The following is a 24773-nucleotide window of genomic DNA, read 5'->3' as shown; positions in this document are numbered from 1 at the left end:
TCTTGGGGAACACTTGGAATCGGTGTTGTCCCATTAAAAGATCGCAGCCTTCGGCAGCTCCTACAGTGCCAACCCGGTCACAAGTTTGCGACCGACGGCTCAAGGCGCCTTTGCCGCAGCCGATAGCCTGCTGACAGGAGACCCTTTATATGTTGCCACCGATGCTCCCCCTGAGCGCTGTGCCGATCACTTCCCAGCAGGATCCGATCCGCCAGCGGCCGGACATTCCTCCGGTGGTGCCGGTGCAGGAAAGCTCCAACGAAAGCACGATCGATCTGCAAAAACGCGATCCGGAAGAGGATCGATTGCTGGCGCGCGAAGAACAGCGTCGCCAGCAAGAACGTGATCGCCGTCGTCGCGAAGCCGATGAAGATCCGGAAGAACACCTGGCCATACCCGGTACCGAGTTGAACGCCGACAACACCGTGCCGGTGGTGCCGCTGATGGAAGATCAGCCGCGTCAGGGTTTGTGGGTCGATATCGAGATCTGATCTTCGGCTGGTCAGCGCTGGTGTGACGTTGCATTATTGACGCGGTCCTGCCGGTGATGTGGCAGTTGTGATCCTTTACTGCGATGTACTGAACGCCATGAGCCAAGACGACAAACTGATCGACCTCAGCACTGAGCGCGCCAAGCGGGTGCATGACATAAAAGAGAAGCGCCTGAACGAAGTGCGCCAGGCTTTCGAGCAGGCGATGCCGTTGGGAAAAGCCAGGAAAAAGTCGAAAAACAAGCCGAAAAAGCGTTGATCTGCCCCTGCATCCTTTGATGCAGGTCATTTAATTCCCCTCCTTTATCTCCCTTCCTTGCTGGTATTGATCCCGGTCAATTTGTGCGCCTGTGTGTTTGGTAACTTAGGTCCATCGCAGCAGAGCAGGGGCCAGGAGGCCAGTCATGTTTTTCGATAACGTGGTGTTTGCCGGGGTCCTGACTGTAGGGCTGATGGTTCTGTTTTTTGCAGGGTTTGGATTTTTTATCTGGAAGGATGCGAATAAGCGCAAGAAGTGATTCTTCTGGATTGATGGGCACGCAAGGCATTTTGGGGCGACTTCGGTTGCCCCTTTTTTTTTGACTTGGCGGCCTTTGGGCCGACCATGTTGTGGGTATTTGGTGTGTATATCCGTTTCTTCGGTAATGGCGGATTAGGGTTTCGCCCTGACGGCGACTCACTTTTTTGACAAACGCCTCAAAAAAGTAAGCAAAAAAACGCTTGCTCCTACGTGCGGCCCGCTCGCTGGGGCTCGGGGTTCCTTCGCTGCGGGATCGATCCGGGCGCAGCGTCTCCGGTTTGCTTCGCTGCACCTACTCCCGCTGTGTTTGGCTGCGCCAAACGGTCGCTGCGCTCCCACCCCCGGATCAATCCCTCCACTCAGCCTTCCGACGTCGCCCGTGGATCAAGATCAAAAGCTGCAGCCGAGCTAACGCTCATCCTGTTGAGTGGTGAGGAGCACAGCTTGGTCGGCTTTGGATTTGTGGTGGATTTGCCCCTCACCCCAGCCCTCTCCCGAGGGAGAGGGGGCCGATTTGTGGGCTTTTCAAAGCTTGAGTTCACCGTGATAGCGCACGCCGGTGTAGCGTGCCCAAACACCTCGATCAGTCCCCTCTCCCGAGGGAGAGGGGGCCGATTTGTGGGCTTTTCAAAGCTTGAGTTCACCGTGGTAGCGCACGCCGGTGTAGCGTGCCCAAACACCTCGATCAGTCCCCTCTCCCGAGGGAGAGGGAGCCGATTTGTGTGCTTTCAAAGCCTGAGTTCACTGTGGTAGCGCACGTCGGTGTAGCGTTCCCAAACACCTCGATCAGTTCCCTCTCCCTTTGGGAGAGGGCTAGGGTGAGGGGCTCTTGATCTTGCTTTGGCTTTTGCTTTGGCTTTTGATCTTTTGCCCCATCGGCAGGCCGAGCGTAGGTGTTCATCCGGGGGTAGGCGCGTAGCGCCGTGCGGCGTAGCCGCATTCATCGAGAGGAGGTGCAGCGAAGCAAACCGTAGGCGATGCCCCCGGATGGACACCGTAGTGAGGGAACACTGAGCCTCAGCGAAGTGCCGTACGCCAGGGGCAAAGCCTTTTGGTTCCTTTTTGGCGTTTGAAAAAGGGACTCGCTGTAAGAGCGAAACCGCCAGCAGCAACACCCGCAGCAATGGATATGCCCCCGATCCCAATCCCAAAACCCCAAACACAAAAAAAGGCGCGATCCTCTCGAATCGCGCCTTTCTCATGTCCCGCTATCTATCAGCTACCCAGCGCCTTCGACGCCAGCCAGAACAACCCGGCCGACAGCGCCACAGTCGCCGGCAAGGTCAACACCCAAGCCAACAGAATGGTGCGCACCGTGCCACCCTGCAGGCCGCTCTTGTTAGCAACCATGGTGCCCGCCACGCCCGAAGACAGAACGTGCGTGGTCGACACCGGCAGGCTGAAGATATTGGCCATACCGATCAAACTGGCCGTGGTGATCTGCGCCGACATGCCCTGGGAATAGGTCATGCCCTGCTTGCCGATCTTCTCGCCAATGGTCAATACCACGCGTTTCCAGCCAACCATAGTGCCCAGGCCCAGAGCCAGTGCAACCGCCAGAATCACCCAGAACGGCGCGTATTCGGTGGTGGTGGTCAGGTCTTTGCGCAGCTTGTCGAGGTCAGCCTTTTCACGGGCTTCCAGGCCAGGCAGCTTGCCAACCTTTTTCGCAGTGTCGTCCAGGCACAGCAGGTAGCGACGAACCTCCACACGGCTCTCCGAAGACAGCGAGTGGTAGTCCGCTACGCCTTTAAGCGTGTGCAGCAGGGCGGTGATGGTCGGTTCGGTCTGCTGCGGGTTGCAGCGGAATTTCTCCGGCAGGTCGCCTTCAACGCTCTTGCCCAGGGCCAGGAATTCACCCAGCGAATCGGCATTGCGTTGGTAGAACTGGCTCAGGTGCAGGGTCGCATCGCGAGTGCGTTCGATCTGGTAGGTGGTGCTGTTCAGATCGAGAACGAACTGCGCAGGCACGATACCAATCAACACCAGCATGATCAGGCCGATGCCTTTCTGGCCATCGTTGGAGCCGTGCACGAAGCTAACGGCCATGGCCGAGATCACCAGTACCAGACGGTTCCAGAATGGTGGGTGCTTCTTGTCGTCGATCTTGCGGCGCTGTTCCGGCGTCTTGTGCATCTTCGACAGCGGGCGCCACCATTTCAGGCCGATCAACACCAGCGCGGCGATCAGGAAGCCGGCCATCGGCGAGAACACCAGCGAGGCGCCGATGTCGATCGCTTTCTGCCAGTTCACGCCGTCAGCCAACGGGATATCGTTGATCAGGGCATTGGCCAGGCCGACACCGAGGATCGAGCCGATCAGGGTGTGCGAGCTGGACGCCGGGATACCGAAGTACCAGGTGCCAAGGTTCCAGGTGATTGCCGCGGCGAGCAACGAGAACACCATCGCCAGGCCATGGCCGGTGTTCACATTGATCAGCAGTTCCACCGGCAGCAAGTGGACAATGGCATACGCCACGCCAACGCCGCCCAGCAGCACGCCGAGGAAATTGAACACACCGGAAAAGAACACTGCCAGATGAGGCGGCATGGCTTTGGTGTAGATAACAGTGGCTACCGCGTTAGCGGTGTCATGAAATCCATTGATGAACTCGAAGGCGAGGACAAACGTCAGGGCGAGCAAGAGGCTCACAAGCACCCAAGCATCCAGTCCGCTGAATAAATCGATCATGAAGGTTTTCTGACCCGGTCGTAAGGGGGCGCGATTATGCCAGAAAAGACTGGAAATCGATGCCCTACCTGCTCATCGGTTACGCACTTCTTCGATTTAATTTGTTGCAGCGCATGAAAACCAAGCGTTGCGCAGGGTTTTCCAATCTATTGATTTTATTGGAAAAAGCCTGATTTTTCGGGTGCTTTCACCCGTGCAAGGTGGTCTCAAACGCTTGTCTGAAATATCTGTGAAACGTGTAGGACGCCCGTCCTCAACCCGCCAGACCGGTTGATGGCCGCTGCCCGCGGATAGCGGGCGCGCAAGGCATCGTCCTTCCACCGCGCTCGTAGCCGGTATGGACGCAAACCTTCAAAAGCAACGAACACCGTAGCTCAAGGCTCTTCGGCTTTGAGTTCCTTTTCGATCTTTTCGATTTCTTGCTTGAAGACCTGATCCTGAACGGTCGGGCGTTTACGCCACGCTTTGCGTTCCGGTTCGGGCTGGGCGGCGTAGGTGGTGACTTCCCCGCCGTAAACTTCCTTGTAACGTTGTTCCTGGCGCTCAAGTTCCGCGCGCAGTTCGTCTTTCGTCACAGTGCTACCTGTATGAGTTGAGTTAAGTGTCTGGTGAAACGCACTGCAACGAATCGATTGAACGAAGCTACCGAGCATCCAACACCCGGACAGGCACTGGTGTAATCGGTGGGGCGATCAAGACTTCCGTGTTACAGGCGGCTACGGCACCAGATAAAAACTGACGCAGCATCAGTTTCCTGTTTCAGCGAGCGCAGGCGTTGCATGAGTGATGCGCGTCAGGCGCTGGCCGGGCTGTTGGCGATGGACATCGCCGCAGCGAGTGAAAACCTCGACGATAAAAAAACGAGGTGCCACTGAGGTGCATTATAGCGGTCGATTCGGGAATGACTATCTTTGCCAAGTTAAAAACGGTTCTGGATGTGTGATTGTTTTGTGACTCGCAACTTTTGTCGCTAGTTGCAGTGCACGCTGGCCCTTATTTGCCGCGCGATCAGTTTTTGGCGTCATTTAGTCGAACAACTTAGGCGGTGATTCAAATAACGTCCGAAGTTGCGCCAACCCCGGAAAGGGTTTGAGGCGACCTGCACAGCTGATTGCGATTATCGGTCGGCGGTTCGATAATCGCCCAATCTTGCAGGCCCGACGCTTGTGCATTGGTCGGCAAGCCGTTTGTATAGCCCATTGATCCGTGCCGTATAGAAGGACAAGAAATGAACGATCAAATGCGCAACTCTTTCACCTCCGTGGCGCCGCCGATCGTCGCCTCACCGGCCAAACGCATCCAGGCGCTGACCGGTGATCCGGACTTCATGACCTCGCTGGCCCGTGGTCTGGCGGTGGTGCAGGCGTTCCAGGAGCGCAAACGCCATCTGACCATCGCCCAAATCAGTCACCGCACGGAAATCCCCCGGGCCGCCGTGCGCCGTTGCCTGCATACCTTGATCAAACTCGGTTACGCCACCACGGACGGTCGCACCTACTCATTGCTGCCCAAAGTACTGACCCTCGGCCACGCTTATCTGTCGTCGACGCCGTTGGCGGTGTCCGCCCAGCCGTACCTCGATCGCATGAGCGAGCAACTGCACGAAGCCTGCAACATGGCCACGCTCGAAGGCGACGACATTCTCTACATCGCCCGCTCGGCAACCACGCAGCGGCTGATTTCGGTGGACCTGTCGGTGGGCGGTCGTTTGCCGGCGTACTGCACGTCGATGGGGCGGATTCTGCTGGCAGCACTCGATGACACATCGCTGCGTGAATACCTCGATCACGCCGAACTGGTCGCCAAGACCAGTCGCACGATCCATACACCCGATGCGCTGCTCGAATGCCTGCAGGAAGTGCGACAGCAGGGCTGGTGCATCGTTGACCAGGAACTGGAGCAAGGCCTGCGCTCAATTGCCGTGCCGGTCTACGATGCTTCCGGCCAGGTGGTCGCGGCGCTCAACGTCAGCACTCACGCCGGTCGCGTCAGTCGCACCGAGCTGGAGCAGCGCTTCCTGCCGGGCCTGCTCAGTGCCAGCCGCGACCTCAGTGCGCAGTTGTTTGCCTGATGAAGCTGTTCGATAAACGCACAGTGTTGCGTTTATCGAATTGACGCTAAAACCCTCGGATCATTAATGTCGCGGCAGCGTCATCCGGCGCTGATGTGAATGAGCCCGCCGGACTGTCGACTCCCATAATAATGACAAGAGGCAACTCACCATGCGCACGCTCCCCGACTGTCTCCGCTCCACCCGCTGTTGCCGGGTTTCCCGCAACGCCTGATCCAGACCTTCTATTCTTGTGACCGTGCCGCGTTTTGGCCGGCCGCCGTTCGACTGCGTTTTTTGCGTGGAATAAAAATAATGAACCAGCCTCAGTCCGCTGTGGGTAACTGCCTCGACGTGCAGACCTTCATCAATGCCCAACCGATCTCGCGCTATCAGTGGCGAGTGGTGATCCTGTGTTTCCTGATTGTCTTTCTCGATGGCCTCGACACCGCGGCGATGGGCTTCATCGCCCCGGCGTTGTCGCAGGACTGGGGTATCGACCGCGCCAGCCTCGGCCCGGTGATGAGCGCTGCGTTGATCGGCATGGTTTTCGGTGCATTGGGTTCCGGCCCTCTGGCTGACCGCTTCGGGCGAAAAGTCGTCCTCGTTGGCGCGGTGGTGCTGTTCGGTGCTTTCAGCTTGGCGTCGGCGTACAGCACCAACGTTGAACAATTGCTGGTGCTGCGCTTTCTGACCGGTCTGGGTCTTGGTGCCGGGATGCCCAACGCCACCACACTGCTCTCGGAATACACCCCGGAGCGCAAGAAGTCGCTGTTGGTGACCAGCATGTTCTGCGGCTTCAACCTCGGAATGGCTGGAGGCGGGTTCATTTCCGCCAAGCTGATTCCGGCATTCGGCTGGCACAGTCTGTTGCTGATTGGCGGGGTTCTGCCGTTGATCCTTGCCGTGGTGCTGCTGTTCTGGCTGCCGGAATCGGCGCGTTATCTGGTGGTGCGCAATCGTGGCACTGACAAAGTGCGCAAGACTCTGGCGCCGATCGATCCGGTCACCGTCGCTCAAGCCTCCAGTTTCAGCGTGCCGGAACAGAAAACCGTCAAGGCACGTAACGTCTTCGCGGTGATTTTCTCCGGCACTTACAGCACCGGCACCTTGCTTCTGTGGCTGACCTACTTCATGGGCCTGGTGATCGTCTATCTGCTGACCAGTTGGCTGCCGACGCTGATGCGCGACAGTGGCGCGAGCATGGAGCAGGCCGCTTTCATCGGGGCGCTGTTCCAGTTCGGCGGGGTATTGAGCGCGGTCGCTGTGGGATGGGCGATGGACCGCTTCAATCCGCACAAGGTCATCGGCATTTTCTACCTGCTGGCCGGGGTGTTTGCCTACGCGGTTGGGCAGAGCCTGGGCAACATCACCTTGCTGGCGACCTTGGTGCTGGTCGCGGGGATGTGCGTGAACGGCGCGCAATCGGCGATGCCGTCGCTGGCGGCGCGGTTTTATCCGACGCAGGGGCGGGCGACCGGGGTGTCGTGGATGCTCGGGATTGGCCGCTTTGGCGCGATTCTCGGGGCGTGGATGGGCGCGACGTTGTTGGGCCTTGGCTGGAATTTCGAGCAGGTGCTGACGGCGTTGGTGATTCCGGCGGCGTTGGCGACTACTGCGGTGGTGATCAAAGGCATGGTCAGTCATGCGGATGCGACCTGAGTTCAGCGCCTGATCGTTCCCACGCTCTGCGTCCGCTTTTGGGACGCGGAGCGTCCCGGGCTGCATTCCCACGCGGAGCGTGGGAACGATCAAAACACGAACCGATAGGCTGACAACAATCTGTTCGATAAACGAACACTCAGTCGATTATCGGATTGTTTGGCGATTTTCTCAGGCTTAATCTGCAGTGACTCCGGCGCTGAACCTCGCGCCTTTTTATCACTGGCGATTCATTACAAAAACAGGAGCCCGCTCCATGGCTGAGATCCTTTCGCTGCACGACGCGGTGAAGCAATTCGTCAACGACGGTGACACCGTCGCACTCGAAGGCTTCACTCACCTGATCCCTACAGCAGCGGGTCATGAAATCATTCGTCAGGGCAAGAAAGATCTGACGCTGGTGCGGATGACGCCTGACCTGATCTACGACCAACTGATCGGTGCCGGTTGTGCACGCAAACTGATTTTCTCTTGGGGCGGCAACCCGGGTGTCGGTTCGCTGCACCGTCTGCGTGACGCGGTCGAGAAGCAATGGCCGCACGCTCTCGAAATCGAAGAGCACAGCCACGCCGACCTGGCGAATGCCTACGTTGCTGGCGCTTCCGGCCTACCGTTCGCGGTACTGCGCGCTTACGCCGGCTCTGACCTGCCGAAGGTCAATCCACTGATCAAAACCGTGACCTGTCCGTTCACCGGTGAAGTGCTGGCGGCGGTGCCGTCGGTGCGCCCGGACGTGACCGTGATCCACGCACAGAAAGCCGACCGCCAAGGCAACGTGCTGCTGTGGGGCATTCTCGGTGTGCAGAAAGAAGCTGCTTTGGCTGCCAAGCGCTGCATCGTCACCGTCGAAGAAATCGTCGATGACCTCAAGGCGCCGATGAACGCCTGCGTACTGCCGACCTGGGCCTTGAGCGCGGTCTGCCACGTACCCGGCGGCGCGCACCCGTCCTACGCCCACGGTTACACCGAGCGTGACAATCGTTTCTATCAGGCGTGGGATCCTATCGCCCGCGACCGTGAGACATTTACCGCGTGGATCAACGAATACATCCATGGCTGCGCTGACTTCAGCGCGTTCCAGGCCAAGTTGGCCGCTGCTTCGGAGGCCAAGTAATGACTTACACCACCAATGAAATGATGACCGTCGCGGCGGCCCGTCGCCTGAAGAACGGCTCGGTGTGCTTCGTCGGCATCGGCCTGCCGTCGAAAGCCGCCAACCTGGCGCGCCTGACTTCTTCGCCGGACGTGGTGCTGATCTACGAATCGGGTCCGATTGGCGCCAAGCCGAGCGTGCTGCCGCTGTCGATCGGTGATGGCGAGTTGGCGGAAACCGCCGACACTGTCGTACCGACCGGTGAGATTTTTCGCTATTGGTTGCAGGGCGGGCGCATCGACGTCGGTTTTCTCGGCGCCGCGCAGGTCGACCGTTTCGGCAACATCAACACCACCGTGGTCGGCGATTACTTCTCGCCGAAAGTGCGCCTGCCGGGTGCCGGTGGCGCGCCGGAGATTGCCGGTTCGGCGAAAAGCGTGTTGATCATCCTTAAACAGTCGGCGCGTTCGTTTGTCGACAAACTCGACTTCATCACCTCGGTCGGCCACGGCGAGGGCGGCGATTCGCGCAAACGTCTGGGCCTGCCGGGCGCCGGTCCGGTCGGGATCATCACCGACCTGTGCATCATGGAGCCGGAGGAGGGCACCCACGAATTTGTGGTCACCGCGTTGCATCCTGGCGTGACCCGCGAGCAAGTGGTCGCGGCCACCGGTTGGGCGATCCGTTTTGCTGACAACGTCGAGAGCACTGCGCAACCGACTGAAGTCGAACTGACCGCGCTGCGCGATCTCGAAGCGCGCACCGCCGCCGCCCACGGCCAGGCACCTGGAGAAGCATGATGCGTGACGTTTATATCTGCGACGCGATTCGCACGCCGATCGGCCGTTTTGGTGGCGGACTGTCCGCTGTTCGCGCTGATGATTTGGCCTCCGTGCCGATCAAGGCCCTGATGGAACGCAATCCCTCGGTGGACTGGAGCGCCATCGACGAAGTGTTCCTCGGTTGCGCCAACCAGGCCGGCGAAGACAACCGCAATGTGGCACGCATGGCGCTGCTGCTGGCGGGCCTCCCGGAAACCGTACCGGGCGTGACCCTCAATCGCCTCTGCGCTTCGGGCATGGACGCGATCGGCACGGCATTCCGGGCGATTGCCAGCGGCGAGATGGAGCTGGCGATTGCCGGCGGCGTCGAGTCGATGTCCCGTGCACCGTTCGTGATGGGCAAGGCTGACGCGGCGTTTTCGCGCAACATGAAACTGGAAGACACCACCATCGGTTGGCGTTTCATCAACCCGCTGATGAAAGCGCAGTACGGCGTCGACGCGATGCCGCAGACTGCCGACAACGTCGCCGACGACTATAAAGTCTCGCGCGCCGATCAAGACGCCTTCGCCCTGCGCAGCCAGCAACGTACCGCCGCCGCGCAGGCTGCCGGCTACTTCGCCGAAGAAATTGTTGAAGTACGGATTGCCCACAAGAAGGGCGAAACCGTGGTTAGCCAGGATGAACATCCGCGCGCCGACACCACGATTGAAGCGCTGACCAAGTTGAAACCGGTCAACGGCCCGGACAAAACCGTTACCGCCGGCAATGCTTCCGGCGTCAACGACGGTGCCGCTGCACTGATTCTGGCTTCCGCCGAAGCCGTAAAAAAACACGGTCTGACCGCCCGCGCCAAAGTGCTCGGCATGGCCAGCGCCGGTGTCGCGCCGCGGGTGATGGGCATCGGCCCGGTGCCGGCGGTGCGCAAACTGATCGAGCGCCTCGGCGTAGCCGTCAACGATTTCGACGTTATCGAACTCAACGAAGCGTTTGCCAGCCAAGGCTTGGCGGTGCTGCGTGAACTGGGTCTGGCGGACGATGCCGCGCAGGTCAACCCGAATGGTGGCGCCATTGCCTTGGGTCACCCGCTGGGCATGAGCGGCGCACGATTGGTGCTGACCGCGCTGCATCAGTTGGAAAAAACCGGTGGCAAGAAAGGTCTGGCGACCATGTGCGTCGGTGTCGGCCAAGGTCTGGCCCTGGCCATCGAACGCGTCTGACGCAAGCCGTGACGAAAAAGAACAGAGGAAAGCGACATGTCTGACAAGCCTGGTTACCGTCGTCCGCAGGAAGGCACTCAGCCTGAGTACCTGCACCCGACGTATCAATCCACCAACCTGCGCTCGCCGTCGAAGCCATTGGTGTTTCTGCCGCACTCGCTGTCGGAAATCACCGGCCCGACTATCGGCGCCGAGCGCGTGGCCGACACCGACAACGACTTGACCGCCCAGCATGAAGGCGAGCCACAGGGCGAACGCATCATCATTCACGGCCGTGTGCTCGACGAAAACGGTCTGCCGGTGCCGGGGATTCTGGTGGAGATCTGGCAGGCCAACGCCGCCGGTCGCTACAACCACAAACGCGACCTGCATGACGCGCCGCTGGACCCGAATTTCACCGGCACTGGCCGCACCGTCACTGACGCCGATGGCTGGTATCAGTTCCAGACCATCAAGCCCGGCGCCTATCCGTGGGGCAACCACCACAACGCCTGGCGTCCGGCGCACATCCACTTTTCGCTGTTCGGGCCGAGCATCCTCACCCGTCTGGTCACGCAAATGTATTTCCCGGGCGATCCGTTGCTGGCCTACGACCCGATCTACAACTGCGTGCCGGACACCTCGGCCAAGGAACGCCTGATCGCCAGTTTCGATCTGGAAAAAACCATTCCGTCCTACGCCCTCGGTTATCGCTGGGACATCGTGCTGCGCGGGCGTGAAGCCACGCCGATGGAGAAATAAGATGACGCTGACTGCGACCACGTCCCACACCGTCGGGCCGTATTACCACATCGGCCTGACCTGGCTGAACCGCGAAAACCTCACCGTCGAGCAGACCCTCGGCGAGCGTGTGGCGATCACCGGGCAAGTGGTGGATGGCAATGGCGATGTCGTCAACGACGCCATGCTTGAAGTCTGGCAGGCGAATGCCGCCGGCAAATACGACCACCCGGAAGACGAGCAGGACAAACCGCTCGATCCGAATTTTGAAGGTTTTGGCCGGGTGCCGGTGGATGCAGAAGGGCGCTTCCGTTTCACCACGATCAAACCGGGTACCGTAGAGGGCTTGAAAGGCTCGACCCAGGCGCCGCATCTGGTGGTGCTGGTGTTTGCCCGTGGCTTGGTCAAGCACTTGCTGACGCGGATCTACTTTGAGGGCGAGCCGGCCAACGTTGATGATCCGTTGCTCGAATGTGTGCCGGCCGAGCGCCGTAGCACGTTGCTGGCCAAGCAGGACGCCTCGGGTGTTTACCAGTGGAATGTGATTCTGCAGGGCACTGATGCCGAAACCGTGTTCTTCGATTATTAAAAGAACACCACCAATCCCCTGTGGGAGCGAGCCTGCTCGCGAAAGCGGTGGGTCAGCCAACATCAATGTTGACTGACACTCCCTCTTCGCGAGCAGGCTCGCTCCCACAGGGGAGAACTGTGTTGCAGATGGAACTGTGGAACGGGACTGTTGCAAAGTATGTCTAGACTCTCACTGTCCCTATCGAGTGAAAAACAATGACAACCACCACCTCCCATTACACTGGTGAAGAGCGCAGCAAGCGCATCTTTGCCATTGTCGGCGCCTCATCCGGCAACCTCGTCGAATGGTTCGACTTCTACGTCTATGCCTTCTGCGCGATCTATTTCGCCCCGGCGTTTTTCCCCTCCGACAACCCGACGGTGCAACTGGTCAACACCGCTGGCGTGTTCGCTGCCGGTTTCCTGATGCGGCCGATCGGTGGCTGGATTTTTGGCCGGGTGGCGGACAAGCACGGGCGCAAGAACTCGATGCTCATCTCTATTCTGATGATGTGCTTCGGCTCGTTGCTGATCGCTTGCTTGCCGACCTATAAGGACATCGGCGTCTGGGCACCGGTCCTGCTGTTGTTCGCACGCTTGCTGCAAGGCCTGTCGGTCGGCGGCGAGTACGGCACCACCGCGACCTACATGAGCGAAGTTGCACTCAAGGGCCAGCGCGGATTTTTCGCCTCGTTCCAGTACGTGACCCTGATCGGCGGGCAACTGCTGGCGGTATCGCTGGTGGTGGTTCTGCAGCAATTCCTCACCGAAGAAGACCTGCGTGCCTACGGCTGGCGGATTCCGTTTGTGGTCGGTGCGGTGGCGGCATTGATTTCGCTGTTCCTGCGCCGCAGTCTGAAAGAAACCACCAACAAGGAAACCCGCGAACACAAAGACGCTGGCAGCATCGCCGCGCTGTTCCGCGATCACAAAGCCGCGTTCATCACCGTGCTCGGTTACACCGCCGGTGGCTCGCTGATTTTCTACACCTTCACCACCTACATGCAGAAATATCTGGTGAACACCGCCGGCATGCACGCCAAGACCGCCAGCTACATCATGACCGGCGCGCTCTTCCTTTATATGTGCATGCAGCCGCTGTTCGGCATGCTCGCCGACAAGATTGGCCGACGTAATTCGATGCTCTGGTTCGGCGCGCTCGGCACGCTGTTCACCGTGCCGATTCTGCTCAGCCTGAAAAGCGTCAGCAGCCCGTTCCTCGCATTTTTGTTGATCACTGTGGCATTGGCGATTGTCAGTTTCTACACCTCGATCAGCGGCCTGGTGAAAGCCGAAATGTTCCCGCCGGAAGTCCGCGCCCTCGGCGTCGGTCTGGCTTATGCGGTGGCCAACGCGATCTTCGGCGGTTCGGCGGAATTCGTCGCCCTGAGCCTGAAGAACATCGGCATGGAAAACTCCTTCTACTGGTACGTGACGGCGATGATGGCGATCGCCTTCCTGTTCAGTTTGCGTTTGCCGAAACAGGCGGCGTACTTGCACCACGATCTCTAACCCGATGCGTGCGGGCCACCTCGGCCCGCGCCGGTAAGGACTGTTTATGACTCAGCGACCGGGCAATCAATTGTTCGATGCCTACTTCACTGCCCGCGATATGCGCGAAGTGTTCTGCGATCAGGGCCGCGTGCAGGCGATGCTCGACTTCGAAGCGGCGCTGGCGCGGGCCGAGGCGCGGGTCGGGTTGATTCCTTCTGCGGCTGTCGCACCGATTGCTGCGGCGTGTAACGCGGGGTTGTATGACTTTGCGGCGCTGGGCGAGGCGATTGCCACGGCCGGCAATTCGGCGATTCCGCTGGTCAAGGCGCTCGGCAAGCAGATTGCTGCCCGCGACGCTGAAGCCGAACGTTACGTGCATTTGGGCGCGACCAGTCAGGACGTGATGGATTCTGGGCTGGTGCTGCAACTGCGTCAGGCGCTGGAGTTGATCGAGAGCGACCTCGCGCAACTGGCTGACTCTCTCGCCACCCAGGCGCAACGTCATGTCGCTACGCCGCTGGCCGGACGCACTTGGCTGCAACACGCGACGCCGGTAACGCTCGGCATGAAAATCGCCGGATGGTTGGGCGCTGTTACTCGCAGTCGCCAGCGTCTGCGCGAACTCAAACCGCGTCTGCTGGTGCTGCAATTTGGCGGTGCTTCCGGGACGCTCGCAGCCTTGGGCGAACAAGCCTTGCCGATTGCCGAAGCGCTGGCTGAAGAACTGCAACTGACCTTGCCGGAACAACCGTGGCACACCCAGCGTGATCGCGTGGTCGAGTTCGGCGCGGTGCTCGGTTTGATCGCCGGCAGCCTCGGTAAATTCGGCCGCGACATCAGTCTGTTGATGCAGACCGAAGCGGCTGAGGTTTTCGAACCCTCGGCGCCAGGCAAGGGCGGTTCGTCGACCATGCCGCACAAACGTAATCCGGTCGGCGCGGCGGTGTTGATCGGCGCGGCGACGCGGGTGCCGGGTCTGGTCTCGACGCTGTTCAGCGCCATGCCGCAGGAGCATGAACGCAGCCTCGGTTTGTGGCATGCCGAATGGGAAACCTTGCCGGAGATTTGCTGCCTGGTTTCCGGTTCGCTGCAACAGGCGCGATTGCTGGCGGATGGGCTTGAGGTTGACGCCGAGCGCATGGGCCGCAACCTCGAATTGACTCAGGGGCTGGTGCTGGCTGAAGCCGTGAGCATCGTCCTCGCCCAGCGTGTCGGCCGCGACACCGCGCATCACTTGCTCGAACAATGCTGCAAACGCGCGGTGGCCGAGCAGCGCCATTTACGCGCCGTGCTGGGTGACGAACCGCAAGTGACCGCCGAGCTGAGCAATGCTGAACTCGATCATCTTTTGAACCCCGCCCACTATCTCGGTCAGGCGAAAACCTGGGTCGAGCGCGCGGTGGCCGAACACAACGCATTGTCTGACTGAAAGGAGAGGGCTGTGGCTTTCGTTCAACTCGCCGATGGCGAACTGCACTATCAAATCGAGGGCCCGGTCGATGCGCCGGTGCTGGTGTTGTCCAACTCCTTGGGCACTGATCTGCACATGTGGGACGCGCAGATGCCAGCGTTCACCGAGCACTTTCGCGTGCTGCGTTTCGACACCCGTGGTCACGGCAAATCGCTGGTGACGCCGGGCCCGTACAGCATCGAGCAACTCGGTCACGACGTGCTCGGTCTGCTGGATGCACTGCATATCGAGCGTGCGCATTTTTGCGGACTGTCGATGGGCGGCCTGATCGGCCAGTGGCTGGGCATCAATGCCGGGCATCGTCTGAACAAGCTGATCGTCTGCAACACCGCAGCTAAAATCGGCGATCCGTCGGTGTGGAACCCACGCATCGAAACCGTGCTGCGCGATGGCTCAGCGGCGATGGTTGCCCTGCGTGATGCATCGATTGCCCGCTGGTTTACCCCGGACTTCTCGGCGGCGCATCCGGCGGCGGCCAAGCAGATTACCGACATGCTCGCCGCCACTTCGCCTGAGGGTTACGCGGCTAACTGCGCAGCGGTGCGTGATGCCGATTTCCGCGAGCAACTGGCGTCGATCAATGTGCCGTTGCTGGTGATCGCCGGGACTGAAGATGCGGTGACGCCGCCGTCTGGTGGGCACTTCATTCAGGAACATGTGCGCGGTGCCGAATACGCCGAGTTCTATGCGGCGCATCTGTCCAACGTGCAGGCCGGTGCAGATTTCAGTGATCGCGTGTTGGCGTTTCTAAACGCCTGATAAGGGGATTTTCGTGGACGAGAAACAACGTTACGACGAAGGCATGCAAGTGCGTCGCGCGGTGCTGGGCGATGCGCATGTCGATCGCAGCCTGACCACGCTGACCGAGTTCAACTCGGAGTTTCAGGAGATGATCACCCGGCATGCCTGGGGCGATATCTGGACGCGTCCGGGCTTGCCTCGGCATACCCGCAGCCTGATCACCATCGCCATGCTGATTGGCATGAACCGCGAAGGCGAGCTGAAACTGCACCTGCGTGCGGCGGCCAATAATGGTGTGAGCCGGGGCGAGATCAAGGAAGTGATCATGCAGAGTGCGATTTATTGCGGGATTCCGGCGGCGAATGCGACGTTTCATCTGGCCGAGTCGGTTTGGGATGAGCTGGGAGTCGAATCCCGAGAATAGTCGTTGGCCGGGCTGACGCCATCGCGAGCAGGCTCACTCCTACATTTGGAATGCGTTCTCCTGTAGGAGTGAGCCTGCTCGCGATAGCGATAGTGGCCGCGACAAATCAGACGGTGGCAACAATAAATATCCGCTTGAACGCAAACAACGTATGCCCATCGCTCTCCTGCGGATAATGCTCATGCACCCGCATCAGATAGCGATAGATAAACCGCGTCTGTTCCTCTGGACTCAGCGCCTGCATCACCGGCCGCAGCGCCGAGACTTTCACCCAGTCATACACCGGTGATTTGCCGTCGACTACCTGCAACTGCTCGGTCTCCCAGATATCCAGCGACGAGGTCAGCGGCGCGAGCAAGCGGTAGTAATCCTCCAGTGTCAACAACGGCCGCGCCGCCATGCGCTGACGCAGCTCAGGTGTGCCCATCGGCGTGCCGCCGGGGCCGCCGTCTTCGAGGGTGTCGAGCATCAGTCGATACCACAGCGCATCGCGCCAGTCTGGCATGTGCGCCGCCAGACAACCGCCGGGATTCAGATAACCGAGCAGGTGCGGCAGCAGCGTTTCATGGCCCCCGATAAAGTGCAGTACGGCGGCAGCGAGCAGCAGATCCGCCGGCTGCTCCGGCCGCCATTCGAGCAGATCGCAACACTTCCACTGCGCCCGGATCGGCAGACAGCGCGCTTCATCGAGCATCTGCGTGGAGCTGTCGACGCCCTGCAACTGCGCGCGCGGCCAGCGTTCGGCCAACAACTGCGTGGCAATGCCGGTGCCGCAGCCGAGGTCGTAAATGCGTTGAGGGTTTTGCAAGTCGACACGGTCGAGCAATTCATTGACCGGGCGTTGCCTGAGACGGAAAAACTGCTGGTACGCCTTGGCGTCCCAGTCGGGTGTTGCGAGACGAGAGATCATTGAGGTGGTCCTCCGGTGATCGTTGGTGTCTTCCGATGACAACCTGGCTCCCAGCTTGAGGACCGACTACGACGACGGAAGCGGAAAGGTGAAGCACCTGATTCCTTCAGGTTTTGTCACTTTACCTGCCGGCCGGCAAAGTGCCACTTCTCCTGACCAATGGCAAAAATCCAATGTAGGAGCTGCCGAAGGCTGCGATCTCTTGATCTTAAAAACAAGATCAAGAGATCGCAGCCTTCGGCAGCTCCTACAGTTTTGATCGGTGTTTAGAGGAGGCTGATCGGGTAACTGACGATCAAGCGGTTCTCATCGAACTCGTTATTGCTGAAATCCCGGCGCATGGTCGAGTTGCGCCACCGGACGTTCAGATTCTTCAGCGCGCCGCTCTGCACGGTGTAGCCCAGTTCCGATTCGCGGCCCCATTCCTTGCCATCGGTGATCGTCCCGGTGTGTACGTTGTCGCCGCTGATGTAGCGGTTCATCAGGGTCAGGCCGGGGATGCCCAATGCCACGAAGTTGTAGTCATGGCGCACTTGCCAGGAGCGTTCCTGCGCATTGTCATAACTGGCGTTGTAGCTGTCGTTGGCCAGCGTCCCGCCGCTGGTGCCGTTGACGCGCATCCAGGCGCTGTCGCCGGTGAGTTTCTGCAGGCCGACGTAGAAGGTGTTGCCGCCGTACTTCGCCGAGAACATGCCGGACCAGGTCTTGTTGTCGAGATCGCCGGCGCGGGCGCTGCCGTCATCCTTGCCATAGAAGAAACCGAGGTTGGCGCCGAGGGTCCAGTCGCCCAGCGGCTGGCTGTGGATCAGGTTGACGTATTGCTGGCTGTAGATGTCCTTGAGTTCGGCGTTCCACAGGCCGATCTGTGTGCGTTTTTCGTTGAAAACGTATTCACCGCCCTGAAAATTGAAGCGATCAGAGGTGAATGCCGCTTTGCCGGTCATCGACATGTCGCTCATGCTGCTGTCGTCGCGCGGGCTGTTGGCGCGGAACTGGCCGCCGTAGAGGGTCAGGCCGTCGATTTCCTTCGAAGTGATCTGCCCGCCACGAAAGGTCTGCGGCAGCGAGCGACCGTCGTCCGAACGCAGGATCGGCAGCACTGGCATCCACTCGCCGACCTTCACTTCGGTCTGCGAAAGTTTGGCTTTGAAGGCGACGTTGGTGCGGCCGAAGTTGTCGGCCGGACGACCGTCGCGATCCAGCGGCAACAGCTGCGTGCCACCCGTACCTTTGCCGCCATCAAGCTTTACCGAATACAGGCCGAGCACGTCCATGCCGAAGCCGACGGTGCCTTGGGTGAAACCGGATTTGGCGTCGAGGATAAAGCTCTGCGTCCACTCTTCAGCTTTGCCCTGAGCCTTGGTCGGGTTGGTGAAATTGCGGTTGATGTAGAAGTTGCGCAGGTTCAGGTTGACCTTGGCCCCTTCGATAAAACCGGCCTCTTCAGCCGCAGCGGGCATCGCCGCGCCGGCCAGGGCCAGGGCGATCAGACCGGGAAATGCGTAAGGCGCAGGGGAGGTTGTCATGGGCTCGGGTCTCTCTTGTTTTTTTAAGGCGAACGGGTGCGCTGCCACCGGTTTTCGGGGTGCAGACCTGGAAAGTATTCAGGGGTGAAACGATGGCAATCAGCCGGACGGGGCAGGGCGCGGGAGCATGGTGTCGAACCTGTTGTTATTGGTTTTGTTGATCGAATGGTGCGGGGGGCGGATGTTCTGATTCAATTGGGAAAAGCGGGTTTTGGGCGATTATCGAACAGCATTGAAGATCAAAAGATCGCAGCCTTCGGCAGCTCCTACAGGGATATGCATTCCAAATGTAGGAGCTGCCGAAGGCTGCGATCTTTTGATTCTCAGGCAACAAAAAGCCCACCAATCGGTGGGCTTCCTGTTTTCACCTGATGATGATCAGAACAACTTCATCTTCGGTGCTTCTTCTTTCAGCGGTTCGTTCTGCGCGGTTTGCGCATTCCAGCCACCGCCCAAGGCCTTGTACAGGTTGACCGCACTGGTCAGCTGCGCGAGGCGGTCGGTGATCAGCGCTTGTTGTGCGCTGAACAGCTGACGCTGGGCATCGAGGAAGGTCAGGTTGCTGTCGACGCCGATGCGGTAGCGACGTTCGGCCAGGCGGTAGTAATCCTGGTTGGCCTGAACGAAGTCACGTTGCGCTTGCAGCTGTTCGGTGTAGGTCTGGCGTGCGGCCAGGCCGTCGGCGACTTCCTGGAAGGCCGTTTGAATGGACTTCTCGTAGTTCGCCACGCCAATGTCCTTCTGGATCTTGGCGTAGTCGAGGCTGGCGCGCAGGCTGCCGGCGTTGAAGATCGGCAGGTTGATCTGCGGCTGGAACAACCACGTCCCCGAACCACCCTTGAACAGGCCGGACAGATCCGGGCTCAGGCTGCCCGCGTTGGCGGTCAGGCTGATGCTCGGGAAGAACGCCGCACGCGCTGCGCCGATGTTGGCGTTGGCCGCTTTCAGGTTGTACTCGGCCTGCAGGATGTCCGGACGACGTTGCAGCAGATCCGAAGGCAGCCCCGGCGGTACGTCGCTGAGCAGGTCATCCGCCAGCGGTTTGGCTGCTTGCAGATTGGCCGGGATACCGGTGCCGAGCAGCAGGGTCAGGCTGTTTTCGTCCTGCGCGACCTGACGGGTGTAACGCGCCAGTTGCGCACGGGCGTTTTCCACCGAGGTACGCGACTGCGCCAGATCCAGTGCCGAAGCGACACCGACTTCGTTGCTGCGGCTGGTCAGCTTGTAGCTTTCTTCGAAGGCACCGAGGGTGTCTTGGGTCAGCTTGAGCAGTTCCTTGTCCGCTTGCCAGGTCAGGTAAGCATTGGCGACGCTGGCGACCAGACTGATCTGGGTGCTGCGGCGTGCTTCTTCAGTAGCGAAGTATTGTTGCAACGCTTGCTCGCTCAGGCTGCGAACACGACCGAACAGGTCGAGTTCGTAAGCGCTGATGCCGACAGTGGCGGAGTAGGAGCTGGTGATGCTCGACTCGCCGGTCTGCGAGGCACGGGCCGGAACCCGCTGACGGCTGCCGTTGGCATTGGCCGAAACCGCCGGGAACAGATCAGCCCGCTGGATGCGGTATTGAGCCGCATAAGCGTCGATGTTCAGCGCCGCGACACGCAGGTCGCGGTTGTTTTCCAGGGATACCTGGATCAGCTGTTGCAGCGCCGGGTCATGGAAAAACTGCTTCCAGCCCTGCTCGGCAGCGGCCTGCGCCGGTGCCTGGGCCGGCGAGTACGCCGGCCCCTGCGGGAACTGGCCTGCGACCGGAGCCTCAGGCTGCTGATAATCAGGTATCAGCGAGCAACCGCTCAGCACGAAGGCGGCGACTGCGATGGAGAGTAGCGACTTGCTCATTGGCCAGCCTCTTTAGGAGTTTCAGTAGCTTCATCCTCGTCAGCGATCTTACGCTGGCCGATGGACGAAACCGTAACGAAGAACAGTGGGACCCAGAAGATCGCCAGGATCGTGGCCGTGAGCATACCGCCAATCACGCCGGTACCGATCGCATGTTGACTGCCTGAACCGGCGCCAGTGGAGATCGCCAACGGTACAACACCGAGGACGAAGGCCAGCGAGGTCATGATGATCGGGCGCAGACGCATTCGGCAGGCTTCGATCGCCGCATCACGCAGGCTGCGTCCCTGTTCATGCAGTTCCTTGGCGAACTCGACGATCAGAATGGCGTTTTTAGCCGCCAGACCGATGGTCGTCAACAGCCCCACCTGGAAGTACACGTCGTTGGACAGACCGCGCAGGCTGGTGGCCAGCAGCGCACCGATGATCCCCAGTGGCACCACGAGCATAACCGCGATCGGAATCGACCAGCTCTCGTACAACGCCGCCAGACACAGGAACACCATCAGCAGCGACAGAGCGTACAGCGCTGGCGCTTGCGAACCCGACAGACGTTCCTCATAGGACAGACCGGTCCAGGAGATACCGACACCCGCCGGCAGCTTCTTGGCAATCGCTTCGACTTCGGCCATCGCTTCACCGGTGGAATAACCCGGCGCTGGCGAACCGAGCACCTCCATCGCTTCCACGCCGTTGTAACGGGCCAGCTTCGGCGAACCGTAGATCCACTCGCCTTTGGCGAACGCGGAGAACGGCACCATGGTCCCGGCGTTGTTGCGCACGTACCATTTCTTCAAGTCTTCAGGGCTCATGCGAGCACCGGCCTGACCTTGCACGTAAACCTTCTTCACACGACCACGGTCGATGAAGTCGTTGACGTAGCTACTACCGAAGGAGATCGACAGCGTGCTGTTGATGTCGGTGAGGCTCAAGCCAAGGGCTTGGGCTTTCTCGTCGTCGATTTCCAGGTGGTATTGCGGTTCATCGTTCAGGCCGTTCGGACGCACCTGATAGAGCACCTTGCTTTGCGCCGCCAGACCGAGGAACTGGTTACGCGCTTCCATCAGCTTTTCGTGACCGATACCGGCGCGGTCTTGCAGGAACACGTCGAAACCGGTGGCGTTACCCAACTCCAGTACCGCAGGCGGGGCGAAAGCGAACACCATGGCATCGCGGAAACTGAAGAAGTGTTGCTGGGCTCGTTGGGCCAGGGCAAACACGCTGTTGTCCGAGTTACGCTCGTCCCACGGCTTGAGCATGATGAATGCCAGGCCAGAGCTCTGACCGCGACCGGCGAAGTTGAAGCCGTTCACGGTGAACACCGAGGACACTGCGCCTGCTTCTTTATCCAGCAGGTAGCTGCGCATTTCGTCGATCACCACCTGAGTACGCTCGGCACTCGAGCCGGCCGGGGTCTGCACTTGGGCGAACAGTACGCCTTGGTCTTCTTCCGGCAGGAACGCGGTTGGAATGCGCGTGAACAGCCAGATCATGCCGACTACGATCAGCAGATAGGCCAGCAGGTACGGCGCTTTGCGCGACAGCATGTTGCCGACACCGCGCTCGTAGCTCTGCACACCACGGTCGAAATTGCGGTTGAACCAGCCAAAGAAACCCTTCTTCGGCGTGCCATGCTCGCCTTTCGGAATCGCCTTGAGCATGGTGGCGCACAGCGCCGGGGTGAAGATCAGCGCGACCAGTACCGACAGGGCCATGGCCGAAACGATGGTGATCGAGAACTGTTTGTAGATCACACCGGTGGAACCGCTGAAGAACGCCATCGGCAACAGTACCGCCGACAGCACCAGCGCAATACCGACCAGTGCGCCCTGGATCTGGCCCATGGACTTTTTGGTCGCTTCCTTCGGTGACAAGCCTTCTTCGCTCATCACCCGCTCGACGTTTTCCACCACGACGATGGCGTCGTCCACCAGCAAACCGATGGCCAGCACCATGCCGAACATGGTCAGGGTGTTGATGCTGAAACCGAACGCCGCGAGGATGCCGAACGTACCGAGCAATACCACCGGCACAGTCATCGTGGTGATGACGGTGGCGCGGAAGTTCTGCAGGAACAGGAACATCACCAGGAACACCAGCACGATCGCCTCGACCAGGGTTTCAACCACACCTTTGATCGACTCGGTCACCACCGGGGTGGTGTCGTACGGGAACACCACTTCCATGCCTTGCGGGAAGAACGGCTTGAGGTCGTCAATCGTCTTGCGCAGCGCCTTGGCGGTGTCGAGGGCGTTGGCACCGTTGGCCAGTTTTACCGCCAGACCAGAAGCCGGGCTGCCGTTGAACTGCGCGGAAATGCTCGAGTTCTCACCGCCCAGACCGACGTCAGCGACGTCGCCGACACGCACTTGCGAGCCGTCCTGGTTAACCTTCAGCAGAATCGCTTTGAACTGCTCGGCAGTCTGCAGACGGGTCTTGCCGATGATCGTCGCGTTCAGTTGCTGGCCCGGCAACGCCGGCAAACCACCGAGCTGACCGGAAGACACCTGGACGTTCTGTGCCGAGATCGCGGTGCTGACATCGCCCGGGGTCAGGTTGTACTTGTTCAACTTGGCCGGGTCGAGCCAGATGCGCATTGCGTACTGGGCACCGAAGACCTGGAAGTCACCAACACCAGCGGTCCGCGAGATCGGATCCTGCATGTTCGACACGATGTAGTTGGACAAGTCGTCCTTGGTCATGCTGCCGTCACGCGATACCACGCCGATCACCAAGAGGAAGTTTTTCACTGCCTTGGTCACGCGGATACCTTGTTGCTGCACTTCCTGCGGCAACAGCGGGGTGGCGAGGTTCAGCTTGTTCTGAACCTGCACCTGCGCGGTGTCGGAGTTGGTGCCTTGCTCGAAGGTCGCGGTGATGGTCATGCTGCCGTCGGAGTTACTTTCCGAGGACACATAACGCAGGTTGTCGATACCGTTGAGCTGCTGCTCGATCACCTGGACCACGGTGTCCTGCACGGTTTGCGCCGAAGCGCCCGGGTAGGTCACGGAGATCGCAATGGCCGGCGGCGCAATGCTCGGGTATTGGTTGATCGGCAATTTCAGGATCGAAAGTGCCCCGACCAGCATGATCACCAGGGCAATTACCCAGGCGAAAATCGGACGGTCGATGAAGAATTTTGACATGGATTACTCCCCTTTGCCGCCGGCGGCTTTGTCAGCTGCCTGAGCGGGGGCCGGGTTCTTGTTGCCGACATTGGTGGCTTCGGACGGGTTGACCTGAACACCCGGGCGCACGTATTGCAGCCCTTCGGTGATCAGACGATCGCCCGCTTTCAAGCCGTCTTCGATCAGCCACTGGCTACCGACGGTACGGCTAGCCTTGAGCTGACGCAGTTCGACCTTGTTGTCGGCGCCGACGACCAGTGCGGTCGGGGTGCCTTTGAGGTCGCGGGTCACGCCTTGTTGCGGCGCCAGAATGGCCGCAGCGTTGACGCCGGCCTGCAACTGGGCGCGGACGAACATGCCTGGCAGCAGGGTGTGATCCGGGTTCGGGAACACTGCACGCAGGGTCACAGAACCGGTAGTCGGGTCGACCGTGACTTCGGAGAATTCCAGCTTACCGTCGAGCTTGTATTGGCTGCCGTCTTCCAGGGTCAGTTTGACCGCTGCCGAGTTTTCACCGGATTTTTGCAGACGACCGCTTTCCAGCTCGCGGCGCAATTCCAGCAGCTCAACCGAAGACTGGGTGACGTCGACGTAGATCGGGTCCAGTTGCTGGATCGTCGCCATTGCGTCGGTCTGGCCATTGCTGACCAGCGCACCTTCGGTGACCGAAGAACGACCGATACGGCCGGAGATTGGCGCGTAAACCTTGGTGTAACGCACGTTGATCTGCGCGCTCTGCAGCGACGCTTCCGATTCCATGCGGTTGGACACGGCGGTGTCGTATTCCTGACGGCTTACGGCCTGCTCGTCGACCAGTTGCTTGTAGCGATCGGAGATCGACTTGGTCGAACGCAGGTTGGCTTCGGCGCTTTTCAGGGTCGCTTCATAGACCGACGGATCGATCTGATACAGCTGCTGGCCGGCTTTGACATCGCCGCCTTCCTTGAACAGACGCTTGAGAATGATGCCGTTGACCTGTGGACGCACTTCAGCGATGCGGAACGCACTGGTGCGACCTGGCAGCTCGGAGGTGAGGGTAAACGCTTGTGGTTGCAGGGTGACGACGCCGACCTGAGGCGGTGGAGCGGCCGGTGCCGCTTCTTCCTTTTTACATCCGCTGAGCAGCGATGCCAGGGCGACGGCAGTGACCAGAGCGGTAACAGCTGGCTTGAATTGCATGAAGATCCTCGGGTCAGGCGCGCAAATAGCGCACAAGAAGTGTGTAAGGGTAAAAAAAGGATACCGGGTGGATAAGTAGCTTGCTAAGGAATATACTTACGTTCATGGTTGTTTGTAAATACCTTGACGTCGTATCCACCCTGTTACAAAACACGTCGCAAGGTTTGAAATTGTAGGCCGGGGAGCTGATCCGTGAGAGATCGCCCCCTCTTTATTCAGCGGATATTCAGCCATCCCTGAAACATCCTGTTTGAGGTTTTAC

The 24773-nt window shown here is 59.9% G+C and carries 21 protein-coding genes; 14 read left to right on the top strand and 7 right to left on the bottom strand.

The features are described from left to right. The first annotated feature begins 149 nt into the window (after positions 1-149). From CKW17_RS06160 to ccoM, 3 genes are all read left to right on the top strand, one after another. On the top strand, positions 150-491 hold the full coding sequence (locus tag CKW17_RS06160) for an aspartate-semialdehyde dehydrogenase (protein ID WP_077571425.1): 342 nt from the start codon (positions 150-152) through the stop codon (positions 489-491). A 97-nt stretch (positions 492-588) separates the two neighbouring features. Further along, on the top strand, positions 589-750 hold the full coding sequence (locus CKW17_RS30320) for a hypothetical protein (protein WP_095119184.1): 162 nt from the start codon (positions 589-591) through the stop codon (positions 748-750). Between the two features lie 145 nt (positions 751-895). Beyond that, positions 896-1009 carry a cytochrome c oxidase subunit CcoM gene (ccoM, locus tag CKW17_RS30665; protein ID WP_003222396.1) on the top strand — a complete coding sequence of 38 codons (114 nt, stop codon included), beginning with the start codon at positions 896-898 and terminating at the stop codon, positions 1007-1009. Positions 1010-2226: 1217 nt separating this feature from the next. Here ccoM and CKW17_RS06145 read toward each other — a convergent pair. Together CKW17_RS06145 and CKW17_RS06140 are read right to left on the bottom strand one after the other, a co-directional pair. After that, positions 2227-3702, bottom strand: coding sequence for an inorganic phosphate transporter (locus CKW17_RS06145; protein WP_016982821.1), 1476 nt, complete (start codon positions 3700-3702; stop codon positions 2227-2229). Between the two features lie 374 nt (positions 3703-4076). Beyond that, a complete protein-coding gene (locus CKW17_RS06140; protein WP_008080067.1) occupies positions 4077-4277 on the bottom strand; it encodes a hypothetical protein in 201 nt (66 codons plus the stop codon). 653 nt (positions 4278-4930) lie between these two features. Here CKW17_RS06140 and pcaR point away from each other — a divergent pair. The 11 genes from pcaR to pcaC all read left to right on the top strand — a co-directional run bounded on the left by pcaR (position 4931) and on the right by pcaC (position 15929). Then, positions 4931-5773 carry a pca regulon transcriptional regulator PcaR gene (pcaR, locus tag CKW17_RS06135; RefSeq protein ID WP_007917109.1) on the top strand — a complete coding sequence of 281 codons (843 nt, stop codon included), beginning with the start codon at positions 4931-4933 and terminating at the stop codon, positions 5771-5773. Positions 5774-6067: 294 nt separating this feature from the next. Then, complete coding sequence (locus tag CKW17_RS06130) at positions 6068-7414, top strand: MFS transporter (protein WP_095119182.1); 1347 nt, start codon at positions 6068-6070, stop codon at positions 7412-7414. Positions 7415-7670: 256 nt separating this feature from the next. Next, complete coding sequence (locus CKW17_RS06125) at positions 7671-8528, top strand: CoA transferase subunit A (RefSeq protein WP_064393052.1); 858 nt, start codon at positions 7671-7673, stop codon at positions 8526-8528. Further along, positions 8528-9307: a CoA-transferase subunit beta gene (locus CKW17_RS06120; RefSeq protein WP_095049151.1), complete on the top strand. Its 780-nt coding sequence runs from the start codon at positions 8528-8530 to the stop codon at positions 9305-9307. The genes CKW17_RS06125 and CKW17_RS06120 overlap by 1 nt, the downstream gene beginning before the upstream one ends. Further along, positions 9304-10509, top strand: a complete 1206-nt coding sequence (gene pcaF / locus CKW17_RS06115; protein ID WP_176470044.1) for a 3-oxoadipyl-CoA thiolase — start codon at positions 9304-9306, stop codon at positions 10507-10509. The genes CKW17_RS06120 and pcaF overlap by 4 nt, the downstream gene beginning before the upstream one ends. Positions 10510-10545: 36 nt before the next feature. Continuing rightward, positions 10546-11250: a protocatechuate 3,4-dioxygenase subunit beta gene (pcaH, locus tag CKW17_RS06110; RefSeq protein ID WP_095119180.1), complete on the top strand. Its 705-nt coding sequence runs from the start codon at positions 10546-10548 to the stop codon at positions 11248-11250. Position 11251: 1 nt separating this feature from the next. Then, on the top strand, positions 11252-11818 hold the full coding sequence (gene pcaG / locus CKW17_RS06105) for a protocatechuate 3,4-dioxygenase subunit alpha (protein ID WP_095119179.1): 567 nt from the start codon (positions 11252-11254) through the stop codon (positions 11816-11818). A 197-nt stretch (positions 11819-12015) separates the two neighbouring features. Continuing rightward, positions 12016-13311: an MFS family transporter gene (locus tag CKW17_RS06100; RefSeq protein ID WP_095119178.1), complete on the top strand. Its 1296-nt coding sequence runs from the start codon at positions 12016-12018 to the stop codon at positions 13309-13311. Positions 13312-13357: 46 nt separating this feature from the next. Further along, a complete protein-coding gene (locus CKW17_RS06095) occupies positions 13358-14722 on the top strand; it encodes a 3-carboxy-cis,cis-muconate cycloisomerase (RefSeq protein WP_095119177.1) in 1365 nt (454 codons plus the stop codon). 12 nt (positions 14723-14734) lie between these two features. After that, the gene (gene pcaD / locus CKW17_RS06090; protein WP_095119176.1) at positions 14735-15523 is read left to right on the top strand and encodes a 3-oxoadipate enol-lactonase; all 789 of its coding nucleotides are present in this window, start codon (positions 14735-14737) and stop codon (positions 15521-15523) included. 13 nt (positions 15524-15536) lie between these two features. Then, positions 15537-15929 (top strand): 4-carboxymuconolactone decarboxylase, encoded by a 393-nt coding sequence (gene pcaC / locus CKW17_RS06085; RefSeq protein ID WP_007917093.1) that lies wholly within the window; start codon positions 15537-15539, stop codon positions 15927-15929. Between the two features lie 106 nt (positions 15930-16035). On the opposite strand, the gene CKW17_RS06080 is transcribed toward pcaC, so the two are convergent. The 5 genes from CKW17_RS06080 to emhA form a co-directional block, all read right to left on the bottom strand. Beyond that, positions 16036-16839, bottom strand: coding sequence for a methyltransferase domain-containing protein (locus CKW17_RS06080; RefSeq protein WP_095119175.1), 804 nt, complete (start codon positions 16837-16839; stop codon positions 16036-16038). Positions 16840-17105: 266 nt separating this feature from the next. Further along, complete coding sequence (locus CKW17_RS06075) at positions 17106-18365, bottom strand: OprD family porin (RefSeq protein ID WP_095119174.1); 1260 nt, start codon at positions 18363-18365, stop codon at positions 17106-17108. Between the two features lie 378 nt (positions 18366-18743). Further along, complete coding sequence (emhC, locus tag CKW17_RS06070) at positions 18744-20204, bottom strand: efflux RND transporter outer membrane subunit EmhC (protein ID WP_095119173.1); 1461 nt, start codon at positions 20202-20204, stop codon at positions 18744-18746. Continuing rightward, positions 20201-23350 carry an efflux RND transporter permease subunit EmhB gene (gene emhB / locus CKW17_RS06065; RefSeq protein ID WP_016982808.1) on the bottom strand — a complete coding sequence of 1050 codons (3150 nt, stop codon included), beginning with the start codon at positions 23348-23350 and terminating at the stop codon, positions 20201-20203. Before emhB ends, emhC begins: the two co-directional genes overlap by 4 nt. A 3-nt stretch (positions 23351-23353) precedes the next feature. After that, entirely contained in the window at positions 23354-24511 is a 1158-nt protein-coding gene (gene emhA, locus CKW17_RS06060) for an efflux RND transporter periplasmic adaptor subunit EmhA (protein WP_095119172.1), read from the bottom strand. Positions 24512-24773: the final 262 nt, after the last annotated feature.

The sequence above is a fragment of the Pseudomonas sp. Irchel s3f10 genome (genome assembly GCF_900187515.1).
GTDB classification, from domain to species: Bacteria; Pseudomonadota; Gammaproteobacteria; order Pseudomonadales; family Pseudomonadaceae; genus Aquipseudomonas; species Aquipseudomonas tensinigenes.
The sequence above is the reverse complement of the archived record's forward strand: the minus strand, read 5'-3'. Positions and strand labels throughout refer to the sequence as shown.

What these genes read in the sequence shown, in the direction of transcription:
- CKW17_RS06160 (WP_077571425.1), top strand. Translation starts at nt 150, where the DNA reads ATGTTGCCACCGATGCTCCCCCTGAGCGCTGTGCCGATCACTTCCCAG.
- CKW17_RS30320 (WP_095119184.1), top strand. Translation starts at nt 589, where the DNA reads ATGAGCCAAGACGACAAACTGATCGACCTCAGCACTGAGCGCGCCAAG.
- ccoM (WP_003222396.1), top strand. Translation starts at nt 896, where the DNA reads ATGTTTTTCGATAACGTGGTGTTTGCCGGGGTCCTGACTGTAGGGCTG.
- CKW17_RS06145 (WP_016982821.1), bottom strand. Translation starts at nt 3,702, where the DNA reads ATGATCGATTTATTCAGCGGACTGGATGCTTGGGTGCTTGTGAGCCTC.
- pcaR (WP_007917109.1), top strand. Translation starts at nt 4,931, where the DNA reads ATGAACGATCAAATGCGCAACTCTTTCACCTCCGTGGCGCCGCCGATC.
- CKW17_RS06130 (WP_095119182.1), top strand. Translation starts at nt 6,068, where the DNA reads ATGAACCAGCCTCAGTCCGCTGTGGGTAACTGCCTCGACGTGCAGACC.
- CKW17_RS06125 (WP_064393052.1), top strand. Translation starts at nt 7,671, where the DNA reads ATGGCTGAGATCCTTTCGCTGCACGACGCGGTGAAGCAATTCGTCAAC.
- CKW17_RS06120 (WP_095049151.1), top strand. Translation starts at nt 8,528, where the DNA reads ATGACTTACACCACCAATGAAATGATGACCGTCGCGGCGGCCCGTCGC.
- pcaF (WP_176470044.1), top strand. Translation starts at nt 9,304, where the DNA reads ATGATGCGTGACGTTTATATCTGCGACGCGATTCGCACGCCGATCGGC.
- pcaH (WP_095119180.1), top strand. Translation starts at nt 10,546, where the DNA reads ATGTCTGACAAGCCTGGTTACCGTCGTCCGCAGGAAGGCACTCAGCCT.
- pcaG (WP_095119179.1), top strand. Translation starts at nt 11,252, where the DNA reads ATGACGCTGACTGCGACCACGTCCCACACCGTCGGGCCGTATTACCAC.
- CKW17_RS06100 (WP_095119178.1), top strand. Translation starts at nt 12,016, where the DNA reads ATGACAACCACCACCTCCCATTACACTGGTGAAGAGCGCAGCAAGCGC.
- CKW17_RS06095 (WP_095119177.1), top strand. Translation starts at nt 13,358, where the DNA reads ATGACTCAGCGACCGGGCAATCAATTGTTCGATGCCTACTTCACTGCC.
- CKW17_RS06080 (WP_095119175.1), bottom strand. Translation starts at nt 16,839, where the DNA reads ATGATCTCTCGTCTCGCAACACCCGACTGGGACGCCAAGGCGTACCAG.
- CKW17_RS06075 (WP_095119174.1), bottom strand. Translation starts at nt 18,365, where the DNA reads ATGACAACCTCCCCTGCGCCTTACGCATTTCCCGGTCTGATCGCCCTG.
- emhC (WP_095119173.1), bottom strand. Translation starts at nt 20,204, where the DNA reads ATGAGCAAGTCGCTACTCTCCATCGCAGTCGCCGCCTTCGTGCTGAGC.
- emhB (WP_016982808.1), bottom strand. Translation starts at nt 23,350, where the DNA reads ATGTCAAAATTCTTCATCGACCGTCCGATTTTCGCCTGGGTAATTGCC.
- emhA (WP_095119172.1), bottom strand. Translation starts at nt 24,511, where the DNA reads ATGCAATTCAAGCCAGCTGTTACCGCTCTGGTCACTGCCGTCGCCCTG.